At 41.3% G+C, this 23,114-nt stretch carries 23 protein-coding genes and 1 pseudogene; 4 read left to right on the top strand and 20 right to left on the bottom strand.

The annotated features are described in order from the left end of the window. The 18 genes and pseudogenes from ACH0QE_RS05865 to ACH0QE_RS05780 form a co-directional block, all read right to left on the bottom strand. Positions 1–513, bottom strand: a pseudogene (locus ACH0QE_RS05865) (hypothetical protein); the annotation flags it as partial. Then, complete coding sequence (locus ACH0QE_RS05860) at positions 491–1,051, bottom strand: GNAT family N-acetyltransferase (protein ID WP_415799760.1); 561 nt, start codon at positions 1,049–1,051, stop codon at positions 491–493. The gene ACH0QE_RS05860 and the pseudogene ACH0QE_RS05865, both read right to left, overlap by 23 nt. Before the next feature lie 263 nt (positions 1,052–1,314). Next, entirely contained in the window at positions 1,315–2,925 is a 1,611-nt protein-coding gene (locus ACH0QE_RS05855) for an ABC transporter substrate-binding protein (RefSeq protein WP_415799759.1), read from the bottom strand. Positions 2,926–2,944: 19 nt separating this feature from the next. Further along, positions 2,945–3,985 carry a ketopantoate reductase family protein gene (locus ACH0QE_RS05850; protein ID WP_415799758.1) on the bottom strand — a complete coding sequence of 347 codons (1,041 nt, stop codon included), beginning with the start codon at positions 3,983–3,985 and terminating at the stop codon, positions 2,945–2,947. A 63-nt stretch (positions 3,986–4,048) separates the two neighbouring features. Beyond that, positions 4,049–5,323 (bottom strand): hypothetical protein, encoded by a 1,275-nt coding sequence (locus tag ACH0QE_RS05845; RefSeq protein ID WP_415799757.1) that lies wholly within the window; start codon positions 5,321–5,323, stop codon positions 4,049–4,051. After that, the gene (locus ACH0QE_RS05840; RefSeq protein WP_415799756.1) at positions 5,307–6,032 is read right to left on the bottom strand and encodes a creatininase family protein; all 726 of its coding nucleotides are present in this window, start codon (positions 6,030–6,032) and stop codon (positions 5,307–5,309) included. The genes ACH0QE_RS05845 and ACH0QE_RS05840 overlap by 17 nt, the downstream gene beginning before the upstream one ends. Positions 6,033–6,045: 13 nt before the next feature. Continuing rightward, the gene (locus tag ACH0QE_RS05835; RefSeq protein ID WP_415799755.1) at positions 6,046–7,185 is read right to left on the bottom strand and encodes a M20 family metallopeptidase; all 1,140 of its coding nucleotides are present in this window, start codon (positions 7,183–7,185) and stop codon (positions 6,046–6,048) included. Beyond that, complete coding sequence (locus ACH0QE_RS05830) at positions 7,178–8,512, bottom strand: amidase (protein WP_415799754.1); 1,335 nt, start codon at positions 8,510–8,512, stop codon at positions 7,178–7,180. The genes ACH0QE_RS05835 and ACH0QE_RS05830 overlap by 8 nt, the downstream gene beginning before the upstream one ends. A gap of 172 nt (positions 8,513–8,684) precedes the next feature. Continuing rightward, on the bottom strand, positions 8,685–10,322 hold the full coding sequence (locus ACH0QE_RS05825) for an ABC transporter substrate-binding protein (protein WP_415799753.1): 1,638 nt from the start codon (positions 10,320–10,322) through the stop codon (positions 8,685–8,687). A gap of 82 nt (positions 10,323–10,404) precedes the next feature. Then, positions 10,405–11,223, bottom strand: coding sequence for a nickel transporter permease (gene nikC, locus ACH0QE_RS05820; RefSeq protein WP_415799752.1), 819 nt, complete (start codon positions 11,221–11,223; stop codon positions 10,405–10,407). Between the two features lie 207 nt (positions 11,224–11,430). After that, entirely contained in the window at positions 11,431–12,444 is a 1,014-nt protein-coding gene (locus ACH0QE_RS05815; protein WP_214903669.1) for an ABC transporter permease, read from the bottom strand. 19 nt (positions 12,445–12,463) lie between these two features. Then, on the bottom strand, positions 12,464–13,459 hold the full coding sequence (locus ACH0QE_RS05810; RefSeq protein WP_415799751.1) for an ABC transporter ATP-binding protein: 996 nt from the start codon (positions 13,457–13,459) through the stop codon (positions 12,464–12,466). Next, the gene (locus ACH0QE_RS05805; RefSeq protein WP_415799750.1) at positions 13,413–14,429 is read right to left on the bottom strand and encodes an ABC transporter ATP-binding protein; all 1,017 of its coding nucleotides are present in this window, start codon (positions 14,427–14,429) and stop codon (positions 13,413–13,415) included. The genes ACH0QE_RS05810 and ACH0QE_RS05805 overlap by 47 nt, the downstream gene beginning before the upstream one ends. A 13-nt stretch (positions 14,430–14,442) precedes the next feature. After that, positions 14,443–15,102: a GntR family transcriptional regulator gene (locus ACH0QE_RS05800; protein ID WP_415799749.1), complete on the bottom strand. Its 660-nt coding sequence runs from the start codon at positions 15,100–15,102 to the stop codon at positions 14,443–14,445. Further along, positions 15,093–16,139 (bottom strand): ketopantoate reductase family protein, encoded by a 1,047-nt coding sequence (locus tag ACH0QE_RS05795; protein ID WP_415799748.1) that lies wholly within the window; start codon positions 16,137–16,139, stop codon positions 15,093–15,095. Before ACH0QE_RS05795 ends, ACH0QE_RS05800 begins: the two co-directional genes overlap by 10 nt. Positions 16,140–16,149: 10 nt before the next feature. Beyond that, complete coding sequence (locus ACH0QE_RS05790) at positions 16,150–16,968, bottom strand: SDR family NAD(P)-dependent oxidoreductase (protein WP_415799747.1); 819 nt, start codon at positions 16,966–16,968, stop codon at positions 16,150–16,152. 448 nt (positions 16,969–17,416) lie between these two features. Then, a complete protein-coding gene (locus ACH0QE_RS05785; RefSeq protein WP_415799746.1) occupies positions 17,417–18,076 on the bottom strand; it encodes a hypothetical protein in 660 nt (219 codons plus the stop codon). 74 nt (positions 18,077–18,150) lie between these two features. After that, the gene (locus tag ACH0QE_RS05780; RefSeq protein WP_415799745.1) at positions 18,151–18,573 is read right to left on the bottom strand and encodes a DUF4181 domain-containing protein; all 423 of its coding nucleotides are present in this window, start codon (positions 18,571–18,573) and stop codon (positions 18,151–18,153) included. A gap of 161 nt (positions 18,574–18,734) precedes the next feature. On the opposite strand from ACH0QE_RS05780, the gene ACH0QE_RS05775 reads away from it, so the two are divergent. Then, on the top strand, positions 18,735–19,670 hold the full coding sequence (locus tag ACH0QE_RS05775; RefSeq protein WP_415799744.1) for a DMT family transporter: 936 nt from the start codon (positions 18,735–18,737) through the stop codon (positions 19,668–19,670). Positions 19,671–19,682: 12 nt separating this feature from the next. Beyond that, entirely contained in the window at positions 19,683–20,618 is a 936-nt protein-coding gene (locus ACH0QE_RS05770) for an acetamidase/formamidase family protein (RefSeq protein WP_415799743.1), read from the top strand. A 65-nt stretch (positions 20,619–20,683) separates the two neighbouring features. On the opposite strand, the gene ACH0QE_RS05765 is transcribed toward ACH0QE_RS05770, so the two are convergent. Beyond that, a complete protein-coding gene (locus ACH0QE_RS05765) occupies positions 20,684–21,208 on the bottom strand; it encodes a DinB family protein (protein WP_415799742.1) in 525 nt (174 codons plus the stop codon). Between the two features lie 149 nt (positions 21,209–21,357). Here ACH0QE_RS05765 and ACH0QE_RS05760 point away from each other — a divergent pair, with 149 nt between their 5' ends. After that, positions 21,358–21,510 (top strand): hypothetical protein, encoded by a 153-nt coding sequence (locus tag ACH0QE_RS05760; protein ID WP_415799741.1) that lies wholly within the window; start codon positions 21,358–21,360, stop codon positions 21,508–21,510. A 134-nt stretch (positions 21,511–21,644) separates the two neighbouring features. Continuing rightward, positions 21,645–21,839 carry a DnaJ domain-containing protein gene (locus ACH0QE_RS05755; RefSeq protein ID WP_415799740.1) on the top strand — a complete coding sequence of 65 codons (195 nt, stop codon included), beginning with the start codon at positions 21,645–21,647 and terminating at the stop codon, positions 21,837–21,839. Positions 21,840–22,121: 282 nt separating this feature from the next. Here ACH0QE_RS05755 and ACH0QE_RS05750 read toward each other — a convergent pair whose 3' ends face one another. Beyond that, positions 22,122–23,012 (bottom strand): acyl-ACP desaturase, encoded by an 891-nt coding sequence (locus ACH0QE_RS05750; RefSeq protein WP_415799739.1) that lies wholly within the window; start codon positions 23,010–23,012, stop codon positions 22,122–22,124. Between the last annotated feature and the right edge of the window lie 102 nt (positions 23,013–23,114).

The following is a 23,114-nucleotide window of genomic DNA, read 5'->3' as shown; positions in this document are numbered from 1 at the left end:
CGGCATATGGGAGATATTTTCGGCAGTGGGACTTCCCCAAACAGTTGAAACAATCATTTCATGTGTATAAGGTCCATTAATAAAGACGGCGGCGAGGGTTCCAGCACCACTAAGCTTTGCTATAACTTCTGGACTTGCAATGCCTTCTACAACGCTAATTTTGCCCTTGCAAAGAGATAGCTTATCATTCGAATAATCACCAACATAAACCGAGTCCCCACTGATCCCGCTCTCTATGGTTGAAGGTGCCATTGAATGAGTAATACATGGAACATCGATATCCCCAATCTTTAAGCTAGCTTTACGTGGAAGAGAAATATAAGCTTCGTGAAAAGAGAGTTCAGTATCTAGTCCAAAGCTTTCTAAAGTCTTTTGGGCAAACTTGAACGCACGAAGCTCTTCTTCAGATCCTGACAATCTCACCTCTTTGGCTATTTCATTGTTGTATTCCATTAGTTGATTTGCATCTATTTGGGATATTATTTCTTTTTCAATCTCCGTCAACTTTTCCAAGGTTCTCCCTCCTATTTCCACTCCACTCTCGATCCAAAATACTCATCTCATAATAACTCCAATAATCGTTTCTGATTCTTGATGCTTCCCTAATCAAACCCTCTGTTCGAAAACCCATTTTCTGATAGAGTTTAAGAGCTGTGGTATTGAAATCATATACAGCAAGGCTCACCTTATGAAGACCAAATTTTTCAAATGCTATATTTAAAAGCTCTTTGACCATTAAAGGAGCTAAGCCCTTGCCTTTCATCTCCTCATCACCAATTAGGACTCGACACATTCTCGCATTTTTATTATGAAGATTGATTGAACCAAGCGAAATATGCCCTATTACCTTCGATGATTCAACGTGAACAACCTTAAAAGCCTGAATCTCTGAACCTTCTTTATTTGCTTCACCCAAATACTTAATAAGCTGTTGGTGAGTCAGCGGATAGGTAAATCCTGTCCCGCTCCATTGAAGTAAAAATTCAGGACTATCAATCCAGCTTATAAGTTGTGGGATGTCACCTTCTGTAAAGTATTTTAATTCGATCATGTTGATGAGCCTCTTTCACTTTAATATGAAGGCTCTTTTCTCAAACTTTTTTGTATTGACTACAAAATAGGATTAAATGACCTATGTTTCTTCACAAAATTAAAGTTTATTAGGAGAAAAGAGCTTGCACACTTAATACCGAACAACAAAATGGCTTTTATCACGTAAATATCGGCTTTAGGATTTTAACTCAATCTTTACGAAAGCAGCCGATGTGAATGAAGGGAGCAGGTTTAAACCTTACAAAACCTGCCCTCTCATAATTATTTGGACATTTTATGGAAAGGGACATACCATGTATTCATTGGATTCATTTCATATCCTTTTACATAATCCTTTACAGGCGCGCTTTCCATCGTTTGCGCTATAAAGGCGTAAGGGATTTCTTCTGCCATGATCTTCTGAACGTCCTCATATAGCTTTTCTCGTTTTGCTTCATCAACAGTGGTGCGTGCTTCTTCTAACAGTTGATCAACTTGTTTATTGTCATAAAATGCTGTGTTGAAGCCCGGCCCTTTACTAGAAGAATGTGCAAAATACCATAAGTTGTAATCAGGGTCTGCAAAGTCAGGTGTCCATGCGCCTAACGAAATATTATGGTTTCCCGATGTTATTAAATCTAGATAAGTAGGCCACGCATATTCTTTTATAGTTACTTTTGCACCAATCTTTGCCAAATCTGATTGGATAGTCACGGCCATGTTTTTATAAACCTCATCATTTTCTGAAATTGAAATTTCAAATTCAAGCTTATCTTTATAACCAGCCTCTTCGATGAATTGCTTTGCTTTTTCTAAATCATAAGGATATAGAGGAGTATCCTTGGCAAAACCGAACATACCCTTAGGAACTGCCGAGTTAACCCTAAAGGCATTCCCAAGGTAGATATTTTCTATGATCGCTTCATAGTTAACAGCATGGACAAATGCCTTTCTAATAAGAGGATTATCAAATGGTGCTCTCGACATGTTCATATCACCAAATACTAGTTTGTAGCTTGGAGAAGAATGAACTTTGATTCCATTTTTCCCGTCCATTTCTTCCAGAATCGCCGGAGAAATTGTGGTTGTGTCCAGCATATCAACTTCACCTTTTTCCAGCATGATTCTTGCTGTCGATGCTTCTGGGATAACCAGTATATTAACTTTCTTCAAAGTCGGCTTTTCTCCCCAGTAGTTTTCATTTGCAGTTAAGACTAGTTTCTGTCCACGGTCCCAGCTTTCAAGTTTATAGGGTCCTGATCCCATTTCTTTATCAGCAAGGTATTCTTCTCCAAGGTCTTCACCTTCATGTTCAGCAAGCTTCGGATTGACTATATTCGCATAAACAGTTCCTAAAGTCTTAAGAAATGGAGCATATGGATGTTTGAGATTGATAGTGATCGTATGGTCATCGACAATTTCGAAACTATCTTCATCAATTACTTTTTTAAACTGTCCCGCTGCCGATTTGCCTACCTTTAAGGCTCTTAAATAAGAATATTTAACCGCTTCGGCAGTAACGGCACTGCCGTCATGGAATTTAGCGTCCTTCCTTAAATGGAAAGTATAACTCAGTCCATTGTTTGCAATGTCCCATTTTTCCGCCAGCATAGGGGTAATTTCTGTGGTGGTACCATCATAATTAACAAGTCGATCATAGAGCATATAAGTTATTCTAAAAGATGTATTAGCTCCGGTTCCGTGAGGATCTAAGTGAGGAATATCCTGATTGGTTGCAAAATTGAAGACTTCACTGGCAGTGTCAGCTTGTGGTTTGTCTTTTTGATCATTCGATTTTGTTGTAGCCTCTTCATTGTATTTATTACACCCAGCTATTAATAAGACTGAACAAAGCAGCAATATGAATAATACAAAAGGTTGACTCTTTTTCATCCTCAAACCCCTTTCTTCATTACCTTAGTACTTCATCCTCATATAGCTTTTTCAAATCCATTAGATTATCCCATGACATTTGCTTGACCCCTTGCTCTAACTCTTTTATTCTTTCGATTACAAATTTAGTTAGAGGGAAGGACAAATTATGCTGTCTGCCAATCTCTAATATTGGAACTAAATCAAAATCCACCTCTGTCTTACGGTTTCTTACAGCTATGTCCCGCCATATTCCGCTTTTTTGCTTTTTATTTTTTGCCATCCAAGTCGAAATACGATCAAATTCGGCATTTAACAGTTCTCGTTTTTGGTTTTCCCTAGGAAAGATTAATTCCGGCCTCCATACATCAAAAGAATGAACATTCACGTTCTTTACGTGTGCTGCTTCAAGTGTTTCAGCACATAACTCAATAAGCGCTGGTCTGAATTCTTTCCTATCTACGATATTGGCCATAGTCTCATCTACTAGGGCGGTTGCATACAATAATGCTGCATATGACAACTTGCTCCATAAATATCCCAATATATTATCCGTTTCTTTGACTGGCCCCCAATGTTCCAATATCTCCTTCAACACTTTCAATCTATCGGTAGATGACCCGTTAAATTCTCCTATCGCTACAGAGGATACCCCACCATACAAAATCCGGCCTGGCTCAAGATAATCTGCTGAAAAGTTGACAAAACAGCATAGTGGCTCAGAAACCTTCTTTTGTACGGGAACTTTCAAGTCTATTAATCCATTTTGAAAAGATACAATTGTTGTGTCTTTGTTGATCAATTGGCAGACCTGGTCCAATGCCTGTTGAGCATGTTGGGCCTTCGTGCAAATAAAAACCCAATCAAGCTGCTTTTTCCTTGCAATCAATTCATGTGGGGTATAAGCTTCTCCTTTTACTACAAATTCTTCTGCTGGACCCTCTATCCTTAATCCTTTATTTCTGATGTGATTTACATGTTCTTGCTCAATATCACAGAAAACTACCTTTACACCCGCTCTCGCGATATATGCGCCCAGAACCCCTCCAATTGCACCCGAGCCAATAATAGTTATTTCCATTCATTCACCTCCACTGAGTATATTTTTTGAAGGTGAAGCTCCAAAAAGCCTCACCTTCCATTTTTATTGTTTCAACGTGTTAAAAGCATCGAATTCTTTTCCGTTCAGCTTGCTGATCGCTTTGATAAAAGTCTTGGTTGTATGTGGTGTGTCATAGAGAATGGAGAAATACTCTTCGCGTTTTTCTTTGGGAGTTTCTTTGTAGGCGTTTCCTACCATCCAGCGGCCGTAATAGTAGCAAGGGAAATAGGTTTTTTGTATAGGGTCTGAAAAGAAGCGGAATGCATTGTTTGCTTCGATTTCGGTGATTCCGCCTTTGTTGATCAAATAATCGATTGCTTCCTCCTTGGATACCTGGCCAAGGTTATACATATAGCAGGCATTAGTGGTGAACATCCTTTGGTAATCGAGATAATTCCTTGCGAGCAAATACTGTTGCTTCTGCTCATCCGTTACACCAGGTGTTTCTTCGTTTACATCATCCCAGCCGAGGAAGCTTAATGCTGTTTCAGGTCCACCTTCAAACAATGCATTGGTAGGACTGTTGATTAAGTAGTACGAAGCCTCGAGTGGAAGCTTTCCCTGCTGGAATAAGTAATCCCATCGGCAATAGAACGCCTGGTGTCCAGGATAGCCTTCATGAGTCATGATCTGTGCAAGAATCGGTTCTGTCCATGGGCGGTCAATATTGAAGGTTAAGTTTCCGCGATAGCTACCGGTATATTTGGAATATCCGCTCCAGAACACACCCCTGATAGGCTTGATCCAATCAATCCCATCTTCTTCTGGCAGTCCGATCACCCTTTTCAAAGTCCCTTGCTTGCTGTTTTCACGGAAGTTTTCTGCTACTGTTGTCACCTGTTCAGGATCAATCAATGTATCAGAACGCCAGGCAGTAGCTTTTTCAAATAAACTTCCTTTGTACCCAAGGTCTGATAGCCCTTTTTCAACCATCTCTCTAGCATGTTCAAGCTGTTGGTCAGTTATCAAGGTAGATGGTAGCTCCTGTATGTTCGCAATCAGCTCTTCATATGGAACAGTGTCACCCTGCAGGCTTCGAGCAAAATAACGAAAACCGTTCGTCATTGCTCTCATATATTCTCCTTCATGTCCTTCTTTCGTTTTGAGTGCACTTTCTACTCCATCCAGAGCGTCACCAATCTCATCGAAGCTGGAAAGCGTTGGCTTCAGATTACTGTAACTTGCCGTGGCAACCTCCTGGCTGTGTAATTTTTGAGCCTGTTCATTCAAACTGACGACAACATCCACGATTTTTTCCCCAACTGGCTCATCTGTCCATCTCAACATCTGCTTCTTCTCATTAATTGACTGATTCATATGCAACCCTCCATAGATCTTCAATATCGGATAAAACTAGTTCCAGCATCATTTCATATAATCTTTCGCCTTTTTCGACTGTTGCTGCTCCTGCATTGCCTAAATAGCCATCCTTAAATAACACCTTGCCTGATTTTTCGTACTTGATTTTCGGATTCACATTTACCTGATGATCACCAGCAAGACTAGGATCAGCAAGCTTCTCATCAATAGCAAGAACTAACGAAGTCTCATCTTCACCACCATGGCCAGGTCCTTTTGTGATTTCAAGAATTTGTTCACGGTAATCCACCCACCAATTGATGGTTAAGACCTTCATCCCTAAGTTAGCAAGCTTTTCCGCAACAGTCGTTAAGCTTGGAATATTGCCTCCGTGTCCGTTGAACAGGACAATCTGTTCAAAACCATTTCGGTGAAACTCTTTTCCAATTTCATAGACATATTGAGAAAAGGCTTCAGCAGAAATATCAATCGTCCCTTCAAACGGAGCAAGACCCCATGAATGGCCGTAAGCAACTTCCGGAGCCATCAATAATCTGTTTCCAATCCTCTGATCAAGCCGACGGACAAACTCACGCGGAATCCATACATCCGTTCCAAGTGAACAGTGAGGTCCATGCATTTCAATCATTCCAATTGGCAGCAATACAGTGTCTACGGAAGACTTAATTTCCTTGAATTTTGAGGCAGTTAAATCCATCATGTACATAAACAGACCCCCTTTATTTATTGGCGTATCTCTGGATAATTTCAGCCATAAGTGCGGCCCTGAACGGGAGATTAGATAAATCAACATGCTCATTCTCTGTGTGGGCTCCGTCGCCAATCGGGCCCAGCCCATCGATTGTCGGAATACCTATCCCTGATGTAAAGTTGCCGTCGCTCGCTCCGCCTGAAGACCCTTCATTCAAATCATATCCGTGTGATGCGGCGATTTCCTTCAACTCGTCATACAATTGAATCACTGCCTCTGTCCGTTCTAGAGGGTAACGATCGATTTCCCCAATAACCTCTACCTTTGTTCCTTTTACAAAAACAGGCCTATTCAAGATCGCTTCAGTAATCTTTTCTGCCTGTGCTTTTTTGGTGATGCGAACATCAATTTCTGCTACAGCTTCCTTGGCAATGACATTCCCTCGGGTACCGCCTTTCACTACCCCAACATTCACTGAAATCCCTTCATCACGATTTTCATGCTTTTTCAAATCCAGGATTTGATAAGCCATCTCTTCGATTGCACTGGCACCATCCCATGCATTGATACCAGCATGTGCTGCAATTCCTTCAATTTTCATCAGGAACTGCGCAGCTCCTTTTCTTTCGGTTTTTACAGCCCCACACGGTCCGATACTTGATTCCGGAACAAATACGACTGAGCTTTTTTCAGCCTCCTTGAGGATGATTTCCTTCGAATGAGAACTGCCCACTTCTTCATCTGTTGTTACCAGGAAGGTGATTTTCTTGTTAAGCTGAGCACTCGTTTCCTTCAATGCCTTTAATGCCCATAGTGTAATAGTAAGTCCGCCTTTCATATCAAAGACCCCCGGGCCATAAAGCAGGTTTCCTACCTGCCTTATTGGCAATGCCCCCTCATCCCATACTGTATCCATGTGGCCAATCACTAAAATCTGTCCTTCATCTCCCCCTGTTCCATATGTAAATTTGTACTGGTTGCCAACTTCCGTTTTTTCAATCATTTCGACGGAACCGTCTACTAATCTCTCGAATTCCTCCCGCAGTACTTCACCGCACTTATCTACGAGAGCTTTTGTATGGGATGGAGATTCAGCCTTTGTCAACCTAAGCAAAGTTTCTGTGATGTAGCCATTGTGTTCTTTAAGGTAATTTAGAATATCAGACATTCATTTTGATTCCTTTCATTGATTTCCCCAACAGTTTTTCTAGTTTCGCTGCTGTTTCAATCAGTCTTTTGTCGTCAAATCGTCTTCCGACAAGCTGCAGTCCAACCGGAAGCTTATTCTTTGTAAAACCTGTGTTTATCGTCATGGCTGGATGTCCTGTAACATTGAATAACCCGGTAAATTTCATTTCGTTACCTTCTTCTAGGGCAGGGTCCTCTTCCGGAGCAGGATAAGGGACCGTCGGCATCAGCAGAAAATCCACTTCATTCAATACCCGATCAACATCCTCCCTTGCGAACATTAACTCTCTTTTAGCTTTCAAATAATCAAGAGACCGATGTGAAAAGCCTGCCTCAATTTGTTTATATGTTAAATGGGCATACTCCTCTTTTCTATGAAGCCATTTCTCATGAATTAAGGCTGCTTCTGGTAAAAGCACATTCATAACGATTTCTTCTGTAGAATCAAAATACTTCAACTCGATTTCCTTCACAGTCCATCCTATTTTCTTTACCTGTTTAAGTGTTTCTTTATAAATACCTGCTACCTCTGCGCTTACATCTGAACTTTTGTCAGCCGGAAGGATTCCGATGATCTTATCTTTATTGTTTGGAAGTTTTGCAGAGAGAAAGCCCGGCACAAGTGCATCCATAACCTCTAATAAATCTTCCGCACTTTTTGCCATTGGCCCAGCATGATCAAGTGAAGGCGATAACGGAAATACGCCTTCAAGCGGAAGCAAACCATATGTCGGCTTAAGCCCTGTAATCCCACAATAAGAAGCGGGAATTCTTATTGATCCCCCCGTATCTGAACCTAGTGAAAATAACCCAATCCCGGCAGCAACCGAAGCAGCTGATCCGCCACTGGACCCTCCAGCAGTCTTGGTCACATCCCAGGGGTTGTTTGTCTGCCCATAAGCAGGGTGAACAATTCCATAAGCAAACTCAAGCATATTCGTTTTACCAATGAGGATGGCTCCGCAATTCTGCAACCGTGATACCAATGGAGCAGTGTTGTTAGGGATATAATCTTTAAGTATCTGGGACCCGCACGTCGTCCTGACTCCTTTTGTATAATAAAGATCCTTTACGCTGTATGGAATGCCATATAAAACATGCTTAACTTCATTTCTTAAGAAATCAGCCTCAGCCTCTTTCGCTGCTTGCGTGACTTCTGTTTCCAACACCGTAATGAAGCTGTTCAGTTCTGAGTCGACTTCTTTAAGCCTTTCAAAGGTGCTTCCGATTAGTTCAACAGGCGATAATTCCTTTCGTCTGTATAACTCAGCCACTTCCAAAATAGATAAATCGGAAAACTTCTTCATCCTTCATTACCTTTTGCCAGTAAAGGATCAACCCTATCCGTCAGTACTGTTTCCAGGAAGAGGACAATCTTTCCAAACTTCTGGTTCCCAAACATACACATTGCTTTTCCTCCTGAATTTGATTGAATAAAACGACCGCATACGATAAAGTCCTGCGGTCGCTTTACTGGAATTATTCTTTCGTCATCTTCTGGAACGGAACATACCATGTATTCATTGGGTTGATTTCATACCCTTTTACCCAAGATCTTTGAGTAGCCTGGACAAGTCGCTGTGCAGGGAAGATATATGGAACTTCCTCGCTCATGATTGCCTGGATTTCCTTATAAATTTCCTCACGTCTGCCTTCATCGACAGTCTTTCTGCCTTCCTCCAATAACTGATCTACATTGCTGTTTTCATAGAATGCAAGGTTAAAGCCTGGGCCCTTACTAGTAGAATGAGCAAAGTACCAAAGGTTGTAATCCGGGTCAGCATAGTCCGGTGTCCATGCTGCCAACGCTAATTGATGACCGCCGGAAGTAACGGTTTCCAGGAATGTCGGCCATGCCAATGTCTTGATTTTCAAGTCAACACCAATCTTTTTGAAGTCTGACTGAAGCATGACAGCAATATTCTTTCGTACTTCATTATTCTCGGAAATCAGAATTTCTGTCTCAAAACCGTCTCCGAGTCCTGCTTCTTCAAGCAAGGCCTTTGCTTTATCAAGATCAAAATCATATTGCTTCACATCTGGGTTATAACCAAACATTCCTTCAGGGATGATTCCGCCGATACGCTTACCAGCTCCAAGAAGAATATCATTATTGATAGAATCGTAGTTTACGGCGTGTGCCAATGCCTGGCGCACCTTCACATTATCAAGAGGTTTCTTCTCCATGTTAATCGCGATATCGTCAATCTGATATCCAGGTTGGGTGATGATATCGATTCCTTCCGTGCCTTCCATTTGCTTCATGACGTCAGGAGAAAGCATAGAATAATCCAGCAAATCTACTTCTCCTTTTTCTAGCATTAATCTTGCAGTTGATGGTTCGTTGACAATCATGATATTGACAGTTTTTAGTTTAGGTACTTCTCCCCAGTAATTCTCATTAGCTTTTAAAACAATCTTTTGGCCGCGATCCCAACTCTCTAGAACGAAAGGACCTGATCCCATTCCTTTATCAGCAAGATAACTTTCGCCCAGGTCGTCACCATGATTTTCAGCAAGCTTAGGATTGACAATGTTAGCAAAGACAGTACCAAGTGTTTTCAAGAATGGTGCAAATGGTTTTTCCAAAGTGATTTTGATTGTATGATCATCAACAATCTCAAAGCTATCCTTAGAAATGACCTTTTTAAATTGTCCAGCTGCTGATTTTCCGATATCAATGGCACGTGTGAATGAATATTGAACTGCTTCAGCTGTCACAGGGGTTCCATCATGGAACTTAGCTTCCTTATTCAGATAAAACGTATAAGTTAAACCATCATCGGAAATATCCCATTTTTCAGCAAGTTGAGGCTTTACTTCAGTGTCTGTTCCATCATAAGTAACGAGACGATCATATAGCATATAAGTTACGCGGAACGAAGTGTTAGCAGCAGTGCCATGTGGGTCAAGGTGAGGTATATCCTGGTTGGTAGCGAAATTGAAGACTTCTGGATTTCCGGAACCTTGTGGTTCTGCTGGCGTTTCGTTCTTTTCTTCTTTCTTTCCCTCTGCAGGTGTAGTCGTCTCCTGGTTGTACTTATTACATCCAGTCAATGCAAGTAACAGGATCAGCGCCATGGTCATCACTTTAAATAAGATACTCTTCCTCTTCATTTGTTTCCCCCCAAATTTTTAGTGGATTTATTTACTAGCAAAGCTTTAAAAGGCAGGAATCACCCCTTTCAAAGAAATATAATTACCTATTTTTAGGATCAAGCAAATCTCTCATACCATCACCCAATAAGTTAAAACCTAATACAGTCAGCAAGATTGCTAAACCAGGAAAAGTGGCGGCCCACCAGGCATCCCGCAGTATTTCCCTGCTCGAGGAAAGCATAGCTCCCCACTCAGGAGATGGAGGTTGTGCTCCCAAACCGATAAAACTCAGTCCTGCTGCAGCCAGGATAACGAATCCCAAGTCCAGGCTCGCCTGAATACTTGCTGGAGCAATCGCGTTAGGAATGATTTCTTTAAACAGAATCCTAAAAGGGTTGGCTCCGATCGCCTTTGCTGATTCGATAAACTCAGAGCTCTTAATTGACAGGACTGATGAGCGTACAATCCTTGTGTACCATGGCCACCAGGTGATCGCTAATGCAAGCAGGACATTTTCAATTGATGGTCCAAGAGCAGCAGCAATGGACATTGATAGGATGATTCCTGGGAAGCTGAGAAAAATATCAGTAAGCCTCATGATTACCTGGTCAACCATACCACCGACATAACCTGCGATGGCTCCAAGGATGGTACCGATTGGAAATGAGATTAAAACGACCATTAATCCAATCTTTAAAGAGATCCTTGTTCCAAAGATAATTCGGCTTAATATATCTCTACCTACTTCATCCGTACCGAACCAATGTTCTGAACTTGGCGGCAGCAATTTTTGTCCAAGGTTTACCTCCAAAGGATTCCTGGGGGCTATCCATGGTGCGAATATTGCCAGAATAATGATCATTGCTACCAGGAAAATCCCTAACACTGTTAAAGGACTTTGCAAAATCCGTCTACCCACTTTTACTGCCTCCTTTTAATCAAGGCTCTTTTCTCTAACTTTGTTGCTTTTGGCTACAAAATTGGATTGAATGACCTATGTTTCTTTACAAAATTAAAGCAAATTTTGAGAAAAGAGCCTGCACACTTAATTCCGAACTACAAAACGGCTTCTTATCACGTTAAAATCGGCTTTAGGATTTTAACAATAATTTTTACGTAAACAGCTTTAATCATAGTTAAGTCGAGGATCGACAACCTGATAGAGTATATCGATGATAAGGTTTACGAGAATGAAGAGTACGGCGATTAAGATCGTGACGGCCATAACAGCTGGAAAATCCAGATATGTAATGGCATTGACCGCATACTTGCCGAGTCCTGGCCACGAGAACACTGACTCAACGAGGACGCTTCCGCCCAGCGAATGGCCAAAAGTCATTCCGAGGAGCGTCATGATCGGCATCATTCCATTTCTCAATGCATGGCCGTAAAGTACTCGCTTCTCTGACCCACCTTTTGCAAAGGCTGTTCTGATGTAATCGCTTCTTAACACTTCAAGCATGGATGATCTTGTCATTCTTGTAATCATCCCAATTGTTACAGCTGCCTGGGTTATGCCTGGAAGTATTAGATGGATCACTGCTGATTTAAACACTGTCCAATTTCCCGTGAGCAATGCATCAATCGTGTACATACCGGTAATTGTCTCTGGAGGAGACAGGCCAGTATCTAACCGTCCTGAACCGGGCAGAACCCCGAGCTTCAAATAGAAGAATAATAGAAAGATGATCCCTAGCCAGAATGCTGGCATCGCCACTCCTATAAGGGCCATGACCCTTGCAAATTGGTCAGCTACTTTATCCTTCTTGCTTGCACTTATAACACCTAAAGGTATTCCGATTAAGATCGTTATAAACATCGAGAAGAATGTTAATTCAAGAGTTGCCGGAAAATATTGTTTGATATCTTCCATTACTGGTTGATGGGAGTAGTTACTGTTACCAAGATCCCCTTGGAGCAAATTTTTCATGTAATTGAAATACTGTACATACACAGGATCATTAAGGCCCATTTTTTCCTGCAGTTCCTCGATTACTTTCGCATCTGCATAAGGACCAGCCGCCAAACGAGCTGGATCACCTGGAATCGTATTTGAGATAAAAAAAGTCAAAATACTGATACCAATCAAAATCGGAATCATGAGCAGAATCCTTTTTACCGTGTAACGAAGTGCGTCCACCTACCCCGCCTCCTTTAAGTTAAGAAATATTAATCTTTGTCTTCTCACTCTGCTCAGGATGTACATGAATACATGAAGCCCAGTGACCCATTGCTTTTTCCCGGAGTTCAGGAGATTCCTCTTTACATTCAGGAGTTGCTACAGGACAACGTGTATGAAATGCACAGCCTGTCGGAGGGTTGATTGGGCTTGGCAGGTCTCCCTGCAAGATGATTCTGTCTCGCTTTTTTGTCGGATCCGGAATCGGTACAGCTGTCAGCAGTGCCTTTGTATAAGGGTGCATCGGATTCCTGTACAATTCCTCGACATCAGCGATTTCGACTATTTTTCCTAAGTACATAACAGCTACTCTGTCGGAAATATGCTGTACAACAGAAAGGTCATGAGAAATGAACATATAGCTTAAGTTAAGTTCCTTTTGCAAATCCACCATAAGGTTCAAAACCTGGGACTGAACTGAAACATCAAGCGCTGATACAGGTTCATCTGCTATTATCAATTTCGGGTTCAGTGTGAGTGCACGTGCTATTCCGATCCTTTGCCTTTGTCCCCCTGAAAATTCATGCGGAAAACGGTCAAGCTGATCTTTGCGAATGCCGATTTTATCGATCAGGCCTTCGACTACTTTCCTTCTTTCCTGTCGATTTCCTACTCCATGAACGATAAGCGGAGTTTCAAGAATTGTACGGACAGTACTCCTTGGATTTAATGACGCATAGGGATCCTGGAAGACAATTTGCATATCCTTCCGCAATTCCTTCATTTCCTTCCTCGGAAGATGGGTAATATTTTTTCCACCGAAAAAGATATCTCCGGAAGTTGGCTTTATTAACTGGAGAATTGTACGGCCCAGACTTGATTTTCCGCAGCCAGATTCGCCAACAATCCCTAACGTTTCCCCCTGCTCAATGTGAAAGCTTACTCCATCCACTGCTTTCACTTTTTTCTTTTCACCCAGGAATCCCTTTTTAATTGTGAAGTGTTGCTTCAAGTCCTTCACTTCCAGAAGAGCCATTCATTTCTCCCCCCTTTTCTTCGTATAGCCAGCAAGCTGCAGTATGGTCTTCTCCTACATTGCTCATTGGAGGTGTCGTTCCTTTACATACTTCCATTGCTGAGCTGCAGCGATCATAGAAACGACAGCCGTTGGGCATTTTATCTGGTGAGGGAACCATCCCAGGAATGGATCCGAGCTTTGCTTTTTTAACTCCTAGTTTTGGTATTGATTCAAGAAGTCCTTTTGTATACGGATGCTTAGGATGAATGAATAATTCTTTAACCTCGGCTTGCTCAACAATTTTGCCGGCATACATAACAACAACACGGTCGCAAACCTCTGCTACTACACCGAGATCATGGGTGATCATAATAATTCCCATTTCGTTAACATCTTTAAGATGGTTCATTAAATCGAGGATTTGTGCTTGAACGGTTACATCCAGAGCAGTTGTTGGTTCATCACATATCAATAGACTGGGGTTGCACGCCATGGCGACTGCTATCATGATTCTCTGTCTCATCCCGCCAGATAATTGATGAGGATATTCCGAAGCAATTTCCTCTGCTCTCGGCAATCCTACTTCATTCAAAAGCTCAATCACTCTACGTTTCCGCTGCTCCTTATTTAAATCTGTATGAAGAATAAGTGTCTCTTCAATCTGTCTGCCTACAGTATGAAGAGGGTTCAAAGACGTCAGAGGATCCTGGAAAATCATTGCCATTTTATCGCCTCTGATTTTTTCCATTTTCCTTTTCGAATAGGAAGTGATATCTTCTTTTTCAAGCTGGATTAAACCCTCTAGTTTAGCTTTTTCAGGTAAAAGGCGCATAACTGATAAAGCTGTCATGCTTTTCCCACAGCCTGACTCACCTACAATCCCTACTGTCTCTCCTTTATTAACCTGAAGAGAAATCCCGTCTAAGATTTTCACGTATTTCCCATCTCTCTTGAGAGATAGTGACACGTCATTCAGTTCTAGTAACATATAAACACCACCTTTATATTGTCAGAAGGCCTTTTACCTCTTTTAGTTCGTTCAATGCGTGAACATAATGGTCGGAAAACTCCCTGCTGACTCTATCCGCATCCTTTGACTTCAAAGCATCAAGCAATTTTCTGTGGTTTTCAACAACTAGTGCCGCTCTCGCAGGTAGTTTGTTGGCTACAGTCAAAAACATCGCTCCAACTTGTGTGTCCAATTGCTGATGCATGTGGATCAATCTTTTATGGCGAGAAGCACTGACGATCAATCTATGAAAGTCTATGTCACATCTTGCCTCCGTTTCTAAGTCCCTCTTATCCATGGCATTTTGGAATTCTTCCAGGAGCAGTTCAAGTCTGCTAAAATCCTTATCTATTAAATTATGGATTGCGAGGCTTGCAGCCTTTGCTTCCAGCAAAGCCCTAAGTGTATATATCTCATATGCATCCTGAGAAGAAAGCGTCGTAACATGTGTCCCCTTATTAGTTTCATGTTTGATTAACCCTTCATTTTGAAGTAATCTCAGAGCCTCTCTTATCGGGCCACGTGATATATTAAGACTTTCAGCAAGCTGGGCTTGGTTCACTTTTTCGCCAGGCTTCAATGATCCATTCAGAATCATTTTCCTAATGATTTTCGCTACATGATCAGAAAGATTTTCATGATTTAACTGCATATTTTTTCTCCGTTTTCGTATAGTCCTTTTAATTTATATAAGTGATCCCAATCCATTTGAGTTGAACCGGTTTCAATCTCTTTGATAAGACTCACAAGCATTTCCGTCAACGGCATGGGCACTTGATGATTTGCTGCCATTTCTAAAATTGGGACTAGCTGTGAATCAATCTCCGTTTTTCTTTTTCTGACAGCCAAGTCTCTCCAGATGCCGCTTTTTGTTTTCTTGTTTGCAGCCATTCTATGTGCGAGCTTTTCCAGCTGATTATCGAGGAGTTGCTGATCCCGAGTCTCTCTTGGATAGACAAGCTCAGGAACCCAATCATCAAAACCGATTGGCTTGACGCCTTCCTTATCTGCAACCTCCAGTATTTCAGAGCAAAGCTCCATTAATGTGTCCCTAAGGTCTAGTTTCCTTACAACAGCCGCCATTGTTTCATCAACTAAAGCCGTCGCGTATAAAAGTCCAGCATAAGACATCTTCCCCCAGAGATAGCCCCAGATGTTATCCGTAACCTGGGCTGGTCCCCAGCATTCGAGAGCCTTTTGCAAATCAGTGACTCGCTGACTGATTTTCCCATCCAATTCCCCAAGATAGAGTGCTGCGACTCCGCCATACAGGATCCTGCCCGGCTCCAAGTAGTCTGCTGAAAAATTAACAAAGCAGCCAATCGTTTTATCTCTTCCAATCAGGCTGGCAATCTCGTTTTCGCATAAACCATTTTGGAAAGATACAACTTTGGTTTCTTCTCCAACAAGATGTAAAAATGGTTTCAGCGCTTCTTTTGTATGCTGTGCCTTAACACAGAGGAAAACCGTATCAAGAACTGGCTTTTTTTTAACTAGTTGTTCGGGTGTATAGGCATCGCATTCAACGGTAAAGGTTTCATCTTGCCCCTCGATTCTAAGACCGCTGCTATTCATGACATGAACATGTTCAAAATCTTTATCGCAAAAAGTTACTTTGTTGCCGGCTCTCACAAGATGAGCTCCTAGCACACCGCCAATTGCCCCTGCACCAATCACTGTGATTTCCATTCGACTCCTCCTAAAAAAGTTGTTGTCCGCCATCCGCTGAAATGGTTTGGCCGCTCACATAGCTTGCAAAGTCTGAGGCAAAAAACAGAACCGGATGAGCAATATCTTCAGGTTCTCCAAGTCGCTTAACCGAGATTGATTTAACCAGATTTGCTTGCTCCTCCATCGACATTCTTTCCCACTGCTTCTTTGTTGACGGATTCGATATCACAAATCCTGGCGCTACGTTATTGACCGTTATTCCATAGGGACCAAGTTCTTGAGCCATTTGCCTTGTGAAACCAATCTGTCCAGCCTTAGCACTGGCATATGCCTGGATTCCAGTCAGACTTGTGCTGCGCCCTGCTCCACTTGAGATATTAATGATCCGTCCATATTTCTGCTTTTTCATGTATGGAGCAACTTCCTTTGTTGTATAAAAAGCCGCATCCAGATTAACAGCAAATATCTTTCTCCATTGATTAGGCGTTACTTCTTCTACTGGTTGATGAATTTGCCCACATACACCTCCAGCATTGTTTACCAATATATCGATCTTTTTAAATTTTTGGATCGTGTAATCCACTAACTGTTTCACACTTTCCACTTCTGTGATGTCGCATGTATATGTATCAAAACGGTTAAATTTTTTATTCTTATCAAGCCACTCATTGAGTTCCGTTTTCACTACCCCAAGTTCTTGATCCAATATGTCTGTACCAATTACTGTTGCTCCGTGCCTGAGGAATGCTTCGCAGATTCCTTTGCCAATCCCATGGGCTGCACCAGTAACCAGAACAACTTTTTCTGTAAAAAATGTCGATTGTAAACTGTTAACACTTTGATTCAAAATACCACCCCTTCGCTTGACCCTGGATATTGGTAACACTATATAACAGGCTAAAAAGTTTGTAAAGATTATTTTTAGAATATTTATAATATTTAAAATATAAAACTATAGTCAGATAAAATTAGCCTTGTAGATGACTAAACTTCTAATTATCGTAAAATACTTTTGTATTTGCTTTAGTCCGATAAATTCAATAATTTAAAAGCCAAATTATTATTCTTATACAAATATCCGTATAAAATATCAGGCGCTTTTAGGAAAACAAAATTCGTATAAATTTTTTTATAGCTTTCCATCTAAATCATTAAATGAAAGTTGATCCATCGTAGCTCCTCATTTGCGAGAACCAGATGATTTCCTGAAAAGTTTCGCAGTAAACGACATTTTACGCCTTTCTTTGCATAAAAAAGCACACATTCATCAAACGAATGTGCGCTTTTATTGATTCTCACAATTTCCTAACCTTACCCTTATCTTTTATCATGACATTAACCGCCCAAGCCTCCCCACTCATTGACCCTATTTCTAATTTGGAAAGATCGATTTCGGATTCAATGGTTACTATTTCTCTCTCTTTCCCATTTAGCATTACTTTATATGGACCTCCTTCATTCATCATGGGAAGCAGTGGGGTTTCATCTTCGAATAGGTACTTATCATAGAATTCAATGTTGAATTGAACGGCTTTATTATTGTAATTTTCGAATGGCAAGTCGCATGAAGCGGACAATGTGGTATCATTTTTCATTTCGAAGGTGCAGTGGCTGTTTTCCCGGTCATAGTAAACAGCATTAATACCTGAGGCCAATGTTTTTTGGTACGCACCAACAAGTTCCATCGGAAGGAAGAACGCAAGCAAAATGGCAATTAAGACCATTCTATTATGATACATTTCTAGAGATCGCCCCAGGAAATAAAGACTAATAATGAGAAGAGTCAAGGATGTAATCCCAACATAATGTAAGCCATTGATTGATTTAAGAGGTATATTTAACGCTGAAAATACATCCTGCCCTATTGGATATTCATGAGGAAAAGGAAAATTCAAAGCCATTGAAAAAAGAAACAGAATAATAGCAATGACAAAGTTTCTTTTATTTTTTATCATAAAGAACCACCACCATTTTGATACAAATTTATTCCAACTTCACACATTTACGTCCCTTCAGAAAACCTAGTTGTCTATCTAACTGCCCTTGGTAAAAGTAAATTTAATACATCAAACTGAATGATAACTAACACAATTATTATAAGTACTACCCCTTCACCAAGTGACAGAATCGATTGCTTAGGATCAGGAGAAGCTTTCCATTCAAAATAGGCGCGTACAAAGCTTTCGGAGGTAAAGATCAAGGTCATGATGAAAAGAAATAGATTGAAAGAAAAATCATGGTAGTATAATTGATACATAAAAATCAAATAAACGGTCAATCCAGTCAGGCGGACCGTCCAATCCACAATGCGATGGGCTCTTTTGATATGATTATAGGAAAAGGCCTTCTTTTTCACTTTTTTTATATTGAAGATTTTCCTCAAAGTGAATTTGGATGCGGTAACTATTACTATGATTACAATAAAAAGAATCAGGAATTTCAAACCTGTCATACCTTCACTCCCTCATGAAAATATTTTATCATTTAGTTCCAGTTATTGGTACCTCTTGTGGGTGAAAATTCTTTTTATATGTATTTTCAAAAAACTATTTCGATTTTCGAAAAAGATGCTACAATACTATTTAAATAATTTAAAAGAATGAAGGGTATACAATGAACAAAAAATTATGGCTTACATATGGAATGTTGGCCTTCGCCACGTCAACATGGGGCAGTGCCTTCATCGCTGGCAAATATGCTGTCCAAAGCTTTGAACCCGCTACTGTCGCTTTTTTCAGGTTTTTAGGTGCGGTGATTCTACTTGTACCTCTTATGTTCGTGATGGAGAAAAATCGCCAAAAACCAAACTTGAAGGATTATGGCCTATTTGCGGTGCTGGGCCTGACAGGGATCGCCTTGTACAATATCTTCTTTTTCCTGGCCAGCAAGCATGCGCCGGTGATCAAAAGCTCACTTTTCATTGCCTCCAATCCGGTGTTGATTGTGCTATTATCGGCTTTGTTTTTAAAAGAAACCATCACACGCAATAATATCATTGGATTGGCCATCGCCCTGTCAGGTGCAATTTTTATCATCACCGATGGACATTTGCTTAGCTTGTTCAAGCTTGGATTTGAACCAATCGACTTTGTGCTTATGGGCGCAGTCGTCAGCTGGGCATTATACAGTGTCGTCGGGAAAGTGGTTTTAAAAAAGTTCAGTTCGGTCGAGTCCACCACCTATGCCGTCGCTTTCGGCACTCTTTTCCTGCTGCCGTTTGCCCTGGCAGAAACATCATGGCAGGACGTTCAGCAGGCAACAGGTACGACCTGGTTTGCGATAATTCATATGAGCGTTTTGGTTACGGTTGTCTCGTTCGTCATGTACTACAACGGAATCAAAGAAGTTGGCGCAGCGAAGGCATCGATCTTCATCAACGTGATGCCAGTATCTGCAGTCATAATGGCTACTTTGTTTTTAGGTGAAAGTTTCACCGCGGCTCACGCGATCGGAGCAGCCCTCGTGTTATCTGGTGTTTATATTGGAACAAACCCGCGGCTTTTTAAAAAGAAGCAAGCTGGCAAGTTAGTAAAAAATGAAATCGCGTAAGGAGTTGCAACTATGATCCATAAAATCGAACTAAAATCCGAAAACCTGCACGGTTCTTTTAGCAATGAATATAAGCCCATCCTTACAGTGAATTCCGGGGACAGTATTCGCATGCAAACGCCCGATATTGAATGGGGCTATTCAGAATCAAAAGGCGTTGAGAGACAATTTTTCACATCTGCGGTAAAAGAAGAGACTCCTCTCCACCCTATGATTGGGCCGATAGAAGTGCACGGGGCTAAGGCCGGGATGGTTCTTGAGGTAAAATTGAACGATGTCGTACCGGGGTGGTATGGCACGAATTGGGCAGGCGGCAAAAAAACCTGGCAAAACGATGCAGTCGGTTTAACAGGGTCTGAGAGAATTCGCCTTGATTGGGAATTGGACAGTGACACAATGACAGCTAAAACTGAAGTTGGCTCTCGTCCGTTAAATATCGCTCTTAATCCATTCATCGGCTTGATGGGAGTTGCGCCTGCAGAACCAGGTGTGCTCCATACATCTCCTCCACGCTATTGCGGCGGGAATATTGACTGTAAAGAGCTAAAAAGAGGCAGCACATTGTATCTGCCAATTTCAGTTGATGGAGCACTATTTTCAATTGGTGATGGACACGCTGCACAAGGCGACGGCGAAGTTTCCGGCACGGCCATTGAATGCCCAATGGACTTGGTTGACATCACCCTGACAGTCAGAGAGGATCTTCAGCTGAAAATGCCGCGGGCTAACACGCCAGCTGGATGGGTAACCTTTGGCTTTAATGAAGACTTAAACCTTGCTGCCGGACAGGCACTCGATGAGATGGTTACACTTTTGAGAGAACTTCATGGGATCGAACGCACAGAAGCCCTCGCCCTTGCCAGTGTGACAGTAGATTTGAGAGTTACACAGGTAGTAAATGGTGTTAAAGGTGTGCATGCGGTTTTGCCGCACGGTGCTATAAGATAAGGAGGAGCCCCTGTGAAATTTGCAGGGGCTTTAAAATTGAGCACTAATATAAAAGATTAGCCGACTTATTTATGCAAAATACCCAGGTAACTTTTCCACGGTCCAACATCTATAGTGTATCTTTTTGCTAAAACTCTGGTTATTTGCGATAAGTGCGTTAAATCGTGGACTGCCCATGTTGCGATGAGTTGTCTTGCCTCTACTTCCCCATATTCGGGATGGATTCCCGTCAATACAAACTGCTTATCGTCAACGAACAGTTCCTTCAGTTTATTGATATTTTCCCTCCTCAAGGAAGAAAATTCACTAAGCTTATCCTCAATTGACAGATGGGCATATTCCTTTAAATGTGAAAAACGGTCAAAAGCCCGAAAACTTTTATCATCTGTTTCCGACAAAATGATTTTAAGCCTTGGAATCCAGTTGTATTTTTCACCGTCGATGAGATGTCCGATTACTTCGGAAGGATTCCACGTTCCCTCCCCTTCATTGCTGGACACCCAGCCTTTTGATAAACCTGATAATAAGGCTTTCAAAGTTTCAGGCGTCCGTTCAAGGATTTCAATTGCTTCATTCATGTTAAACACCATCTTATTACACCTGCCTTTTCGTTATAATCCATCATATTTTCACATGAGGATTTGTATGTAACACAATGTCACACTTCTGTTCTTTTTCTGCAAAAATTCAATGGTATGATAGATTTGTCTGATTATTTTTATTTAAGAGAGGCAATTAGATGCTGACAATCAAAGAAGCTGCTGAACAATTAATTTCATACGGGATAGATGCGACTGATCAAGATGTATTAACGTGGATTGAAGAAGGTCTTTTAAAAGGCGAAAAATTACAAGAAGAAATACTTCTTATAAAATCCTTCCTAAGGACCTGACAGAGTTCATTATCCAAAAGTACAACGAACAGCTGGAAAGTTCTAAACGGGATAATAGCCTGCTTAACGAACAGATGGAATTGCTGAACACACGATTACATATTGAGCAATCCAAGGTACGGACGCTGAAAAAAATGCTGAATTCACAAATCGAAGCATCCGGTACTGTCCCTTCGCAAATGGAAGAACTGTTAGGTTTAAACAAGAATACAGATAGCCAGGTGCTAAAAAAAGAATTCAAGAAAATTCTCAAAGCCCTACATCCCGATCGCGGTGGCGATGAAAGGCTTTTTAAGGTGTTTAAGGAACATTACGAGAATTTAAAGTAATGAAATACTTCATTAATTCTTTCTTTTCGTGATGTAAAAAATAGGTACTGGCACCCATCAGAATTCCGCCTAAAACACCAAGAGCTGCACCAATAGCGGTCCATTGGACAGATAAATAGATACCTGCCATATACATGAACAGGACTCCGGTAAATAGTAGCATTCCCTTATACGTAAAAGCTCCTTTTTACATGTTTTCCATAAACTATTCTGCAAAAATTGGAAAATACCTTTATAAAGTAAAAATGGAACCAGAAGTTATCCCTACTGGTTCCATTTTTCCTATTTATTTTTATAAAACCTCTCCCTAACCCTTTTCAAACGCGCATGGTAATTTAAGATATCCAGCCTGGCCTTTTCCGCTTCTGGTGCGATCGGCCTTAGGTTCTCGATATCCCAATAATCGACAATCACATCAAGCACCTGGTCGAAATACTCAAGTGGACCATAATTCGCCTCTTTTGCGATAATGGCCATCCGGTCATCAAAATCCGGCATGACGGCACCTGGCATTTTGAAATTCATGATGACATTCCCCAGGTAGTAGCAGTAGTTTGGCTCTAACTGCAGATGGAATTTAATCACATCACGGTAGAACGCATAATGCAGTGTCTCATCTTTTGCAAGCCGGCGGAGCATTGTAGCCAGCTCCCGATCGTGTGGACCGGCCACTTTAGCAACATTATTATAAAACACCATCGTTGCCAGTTCTTGCATGGATGTGTAGACCATCGTCTCAAAAGGCGTATGAAAATCAGGATCCCATCCATTCTCCAGTGTCATTTTATGTAATTGATGCAGACGCATCGGTTCAACATTTCGGGTAATTAACAAATACGTTTCCAGCAAATTTGAGTGCTGGTCCTCTTCAGCCGTCCATGTATGGACAAAATCTTTGATGACCGATAAAGATCCCTTAAATGTCTGATCCAGATAAGAAGTAAACCATGGAAGGTTCACCTCCGTTAGCAGCGCCGTCTCAATCGCTGTGATTACCGGTGCAGGCAACGTTACCTGGCTTTCATCCCAGGGAACGCGTTTAAAATCCATTGCTTTATCCCATGGCAAAAACTCATGGTAGCCCCAGTCGATTTTTTCAGCACGCATCTTATGCTCCTCATAAAGTTCTCTAATCCTTGGCTCGAGTCGAAAATCCAGGTGGTTCGTCAGCAAAGCAGTCCCTCCATCTCCAAAATAAATACTAGATATTATGACCTGTTACTAATTTTAACTCTACCATAATTTCTGAATTTTAACTAAATATAAGGCTAATTT

This window comes from Mesobacillus sp., assembly GCF_047739415.1.
In the GTDB taxonomy this organism is placed as follows: domain Bacteria; phylum Bacillota; class Bacilli; order Bacillales; family Cytobacillaceae; genus Mesobacillus.
This window is presented reverse-complemented; position numbering and strand designations above follow the sequence as displayed.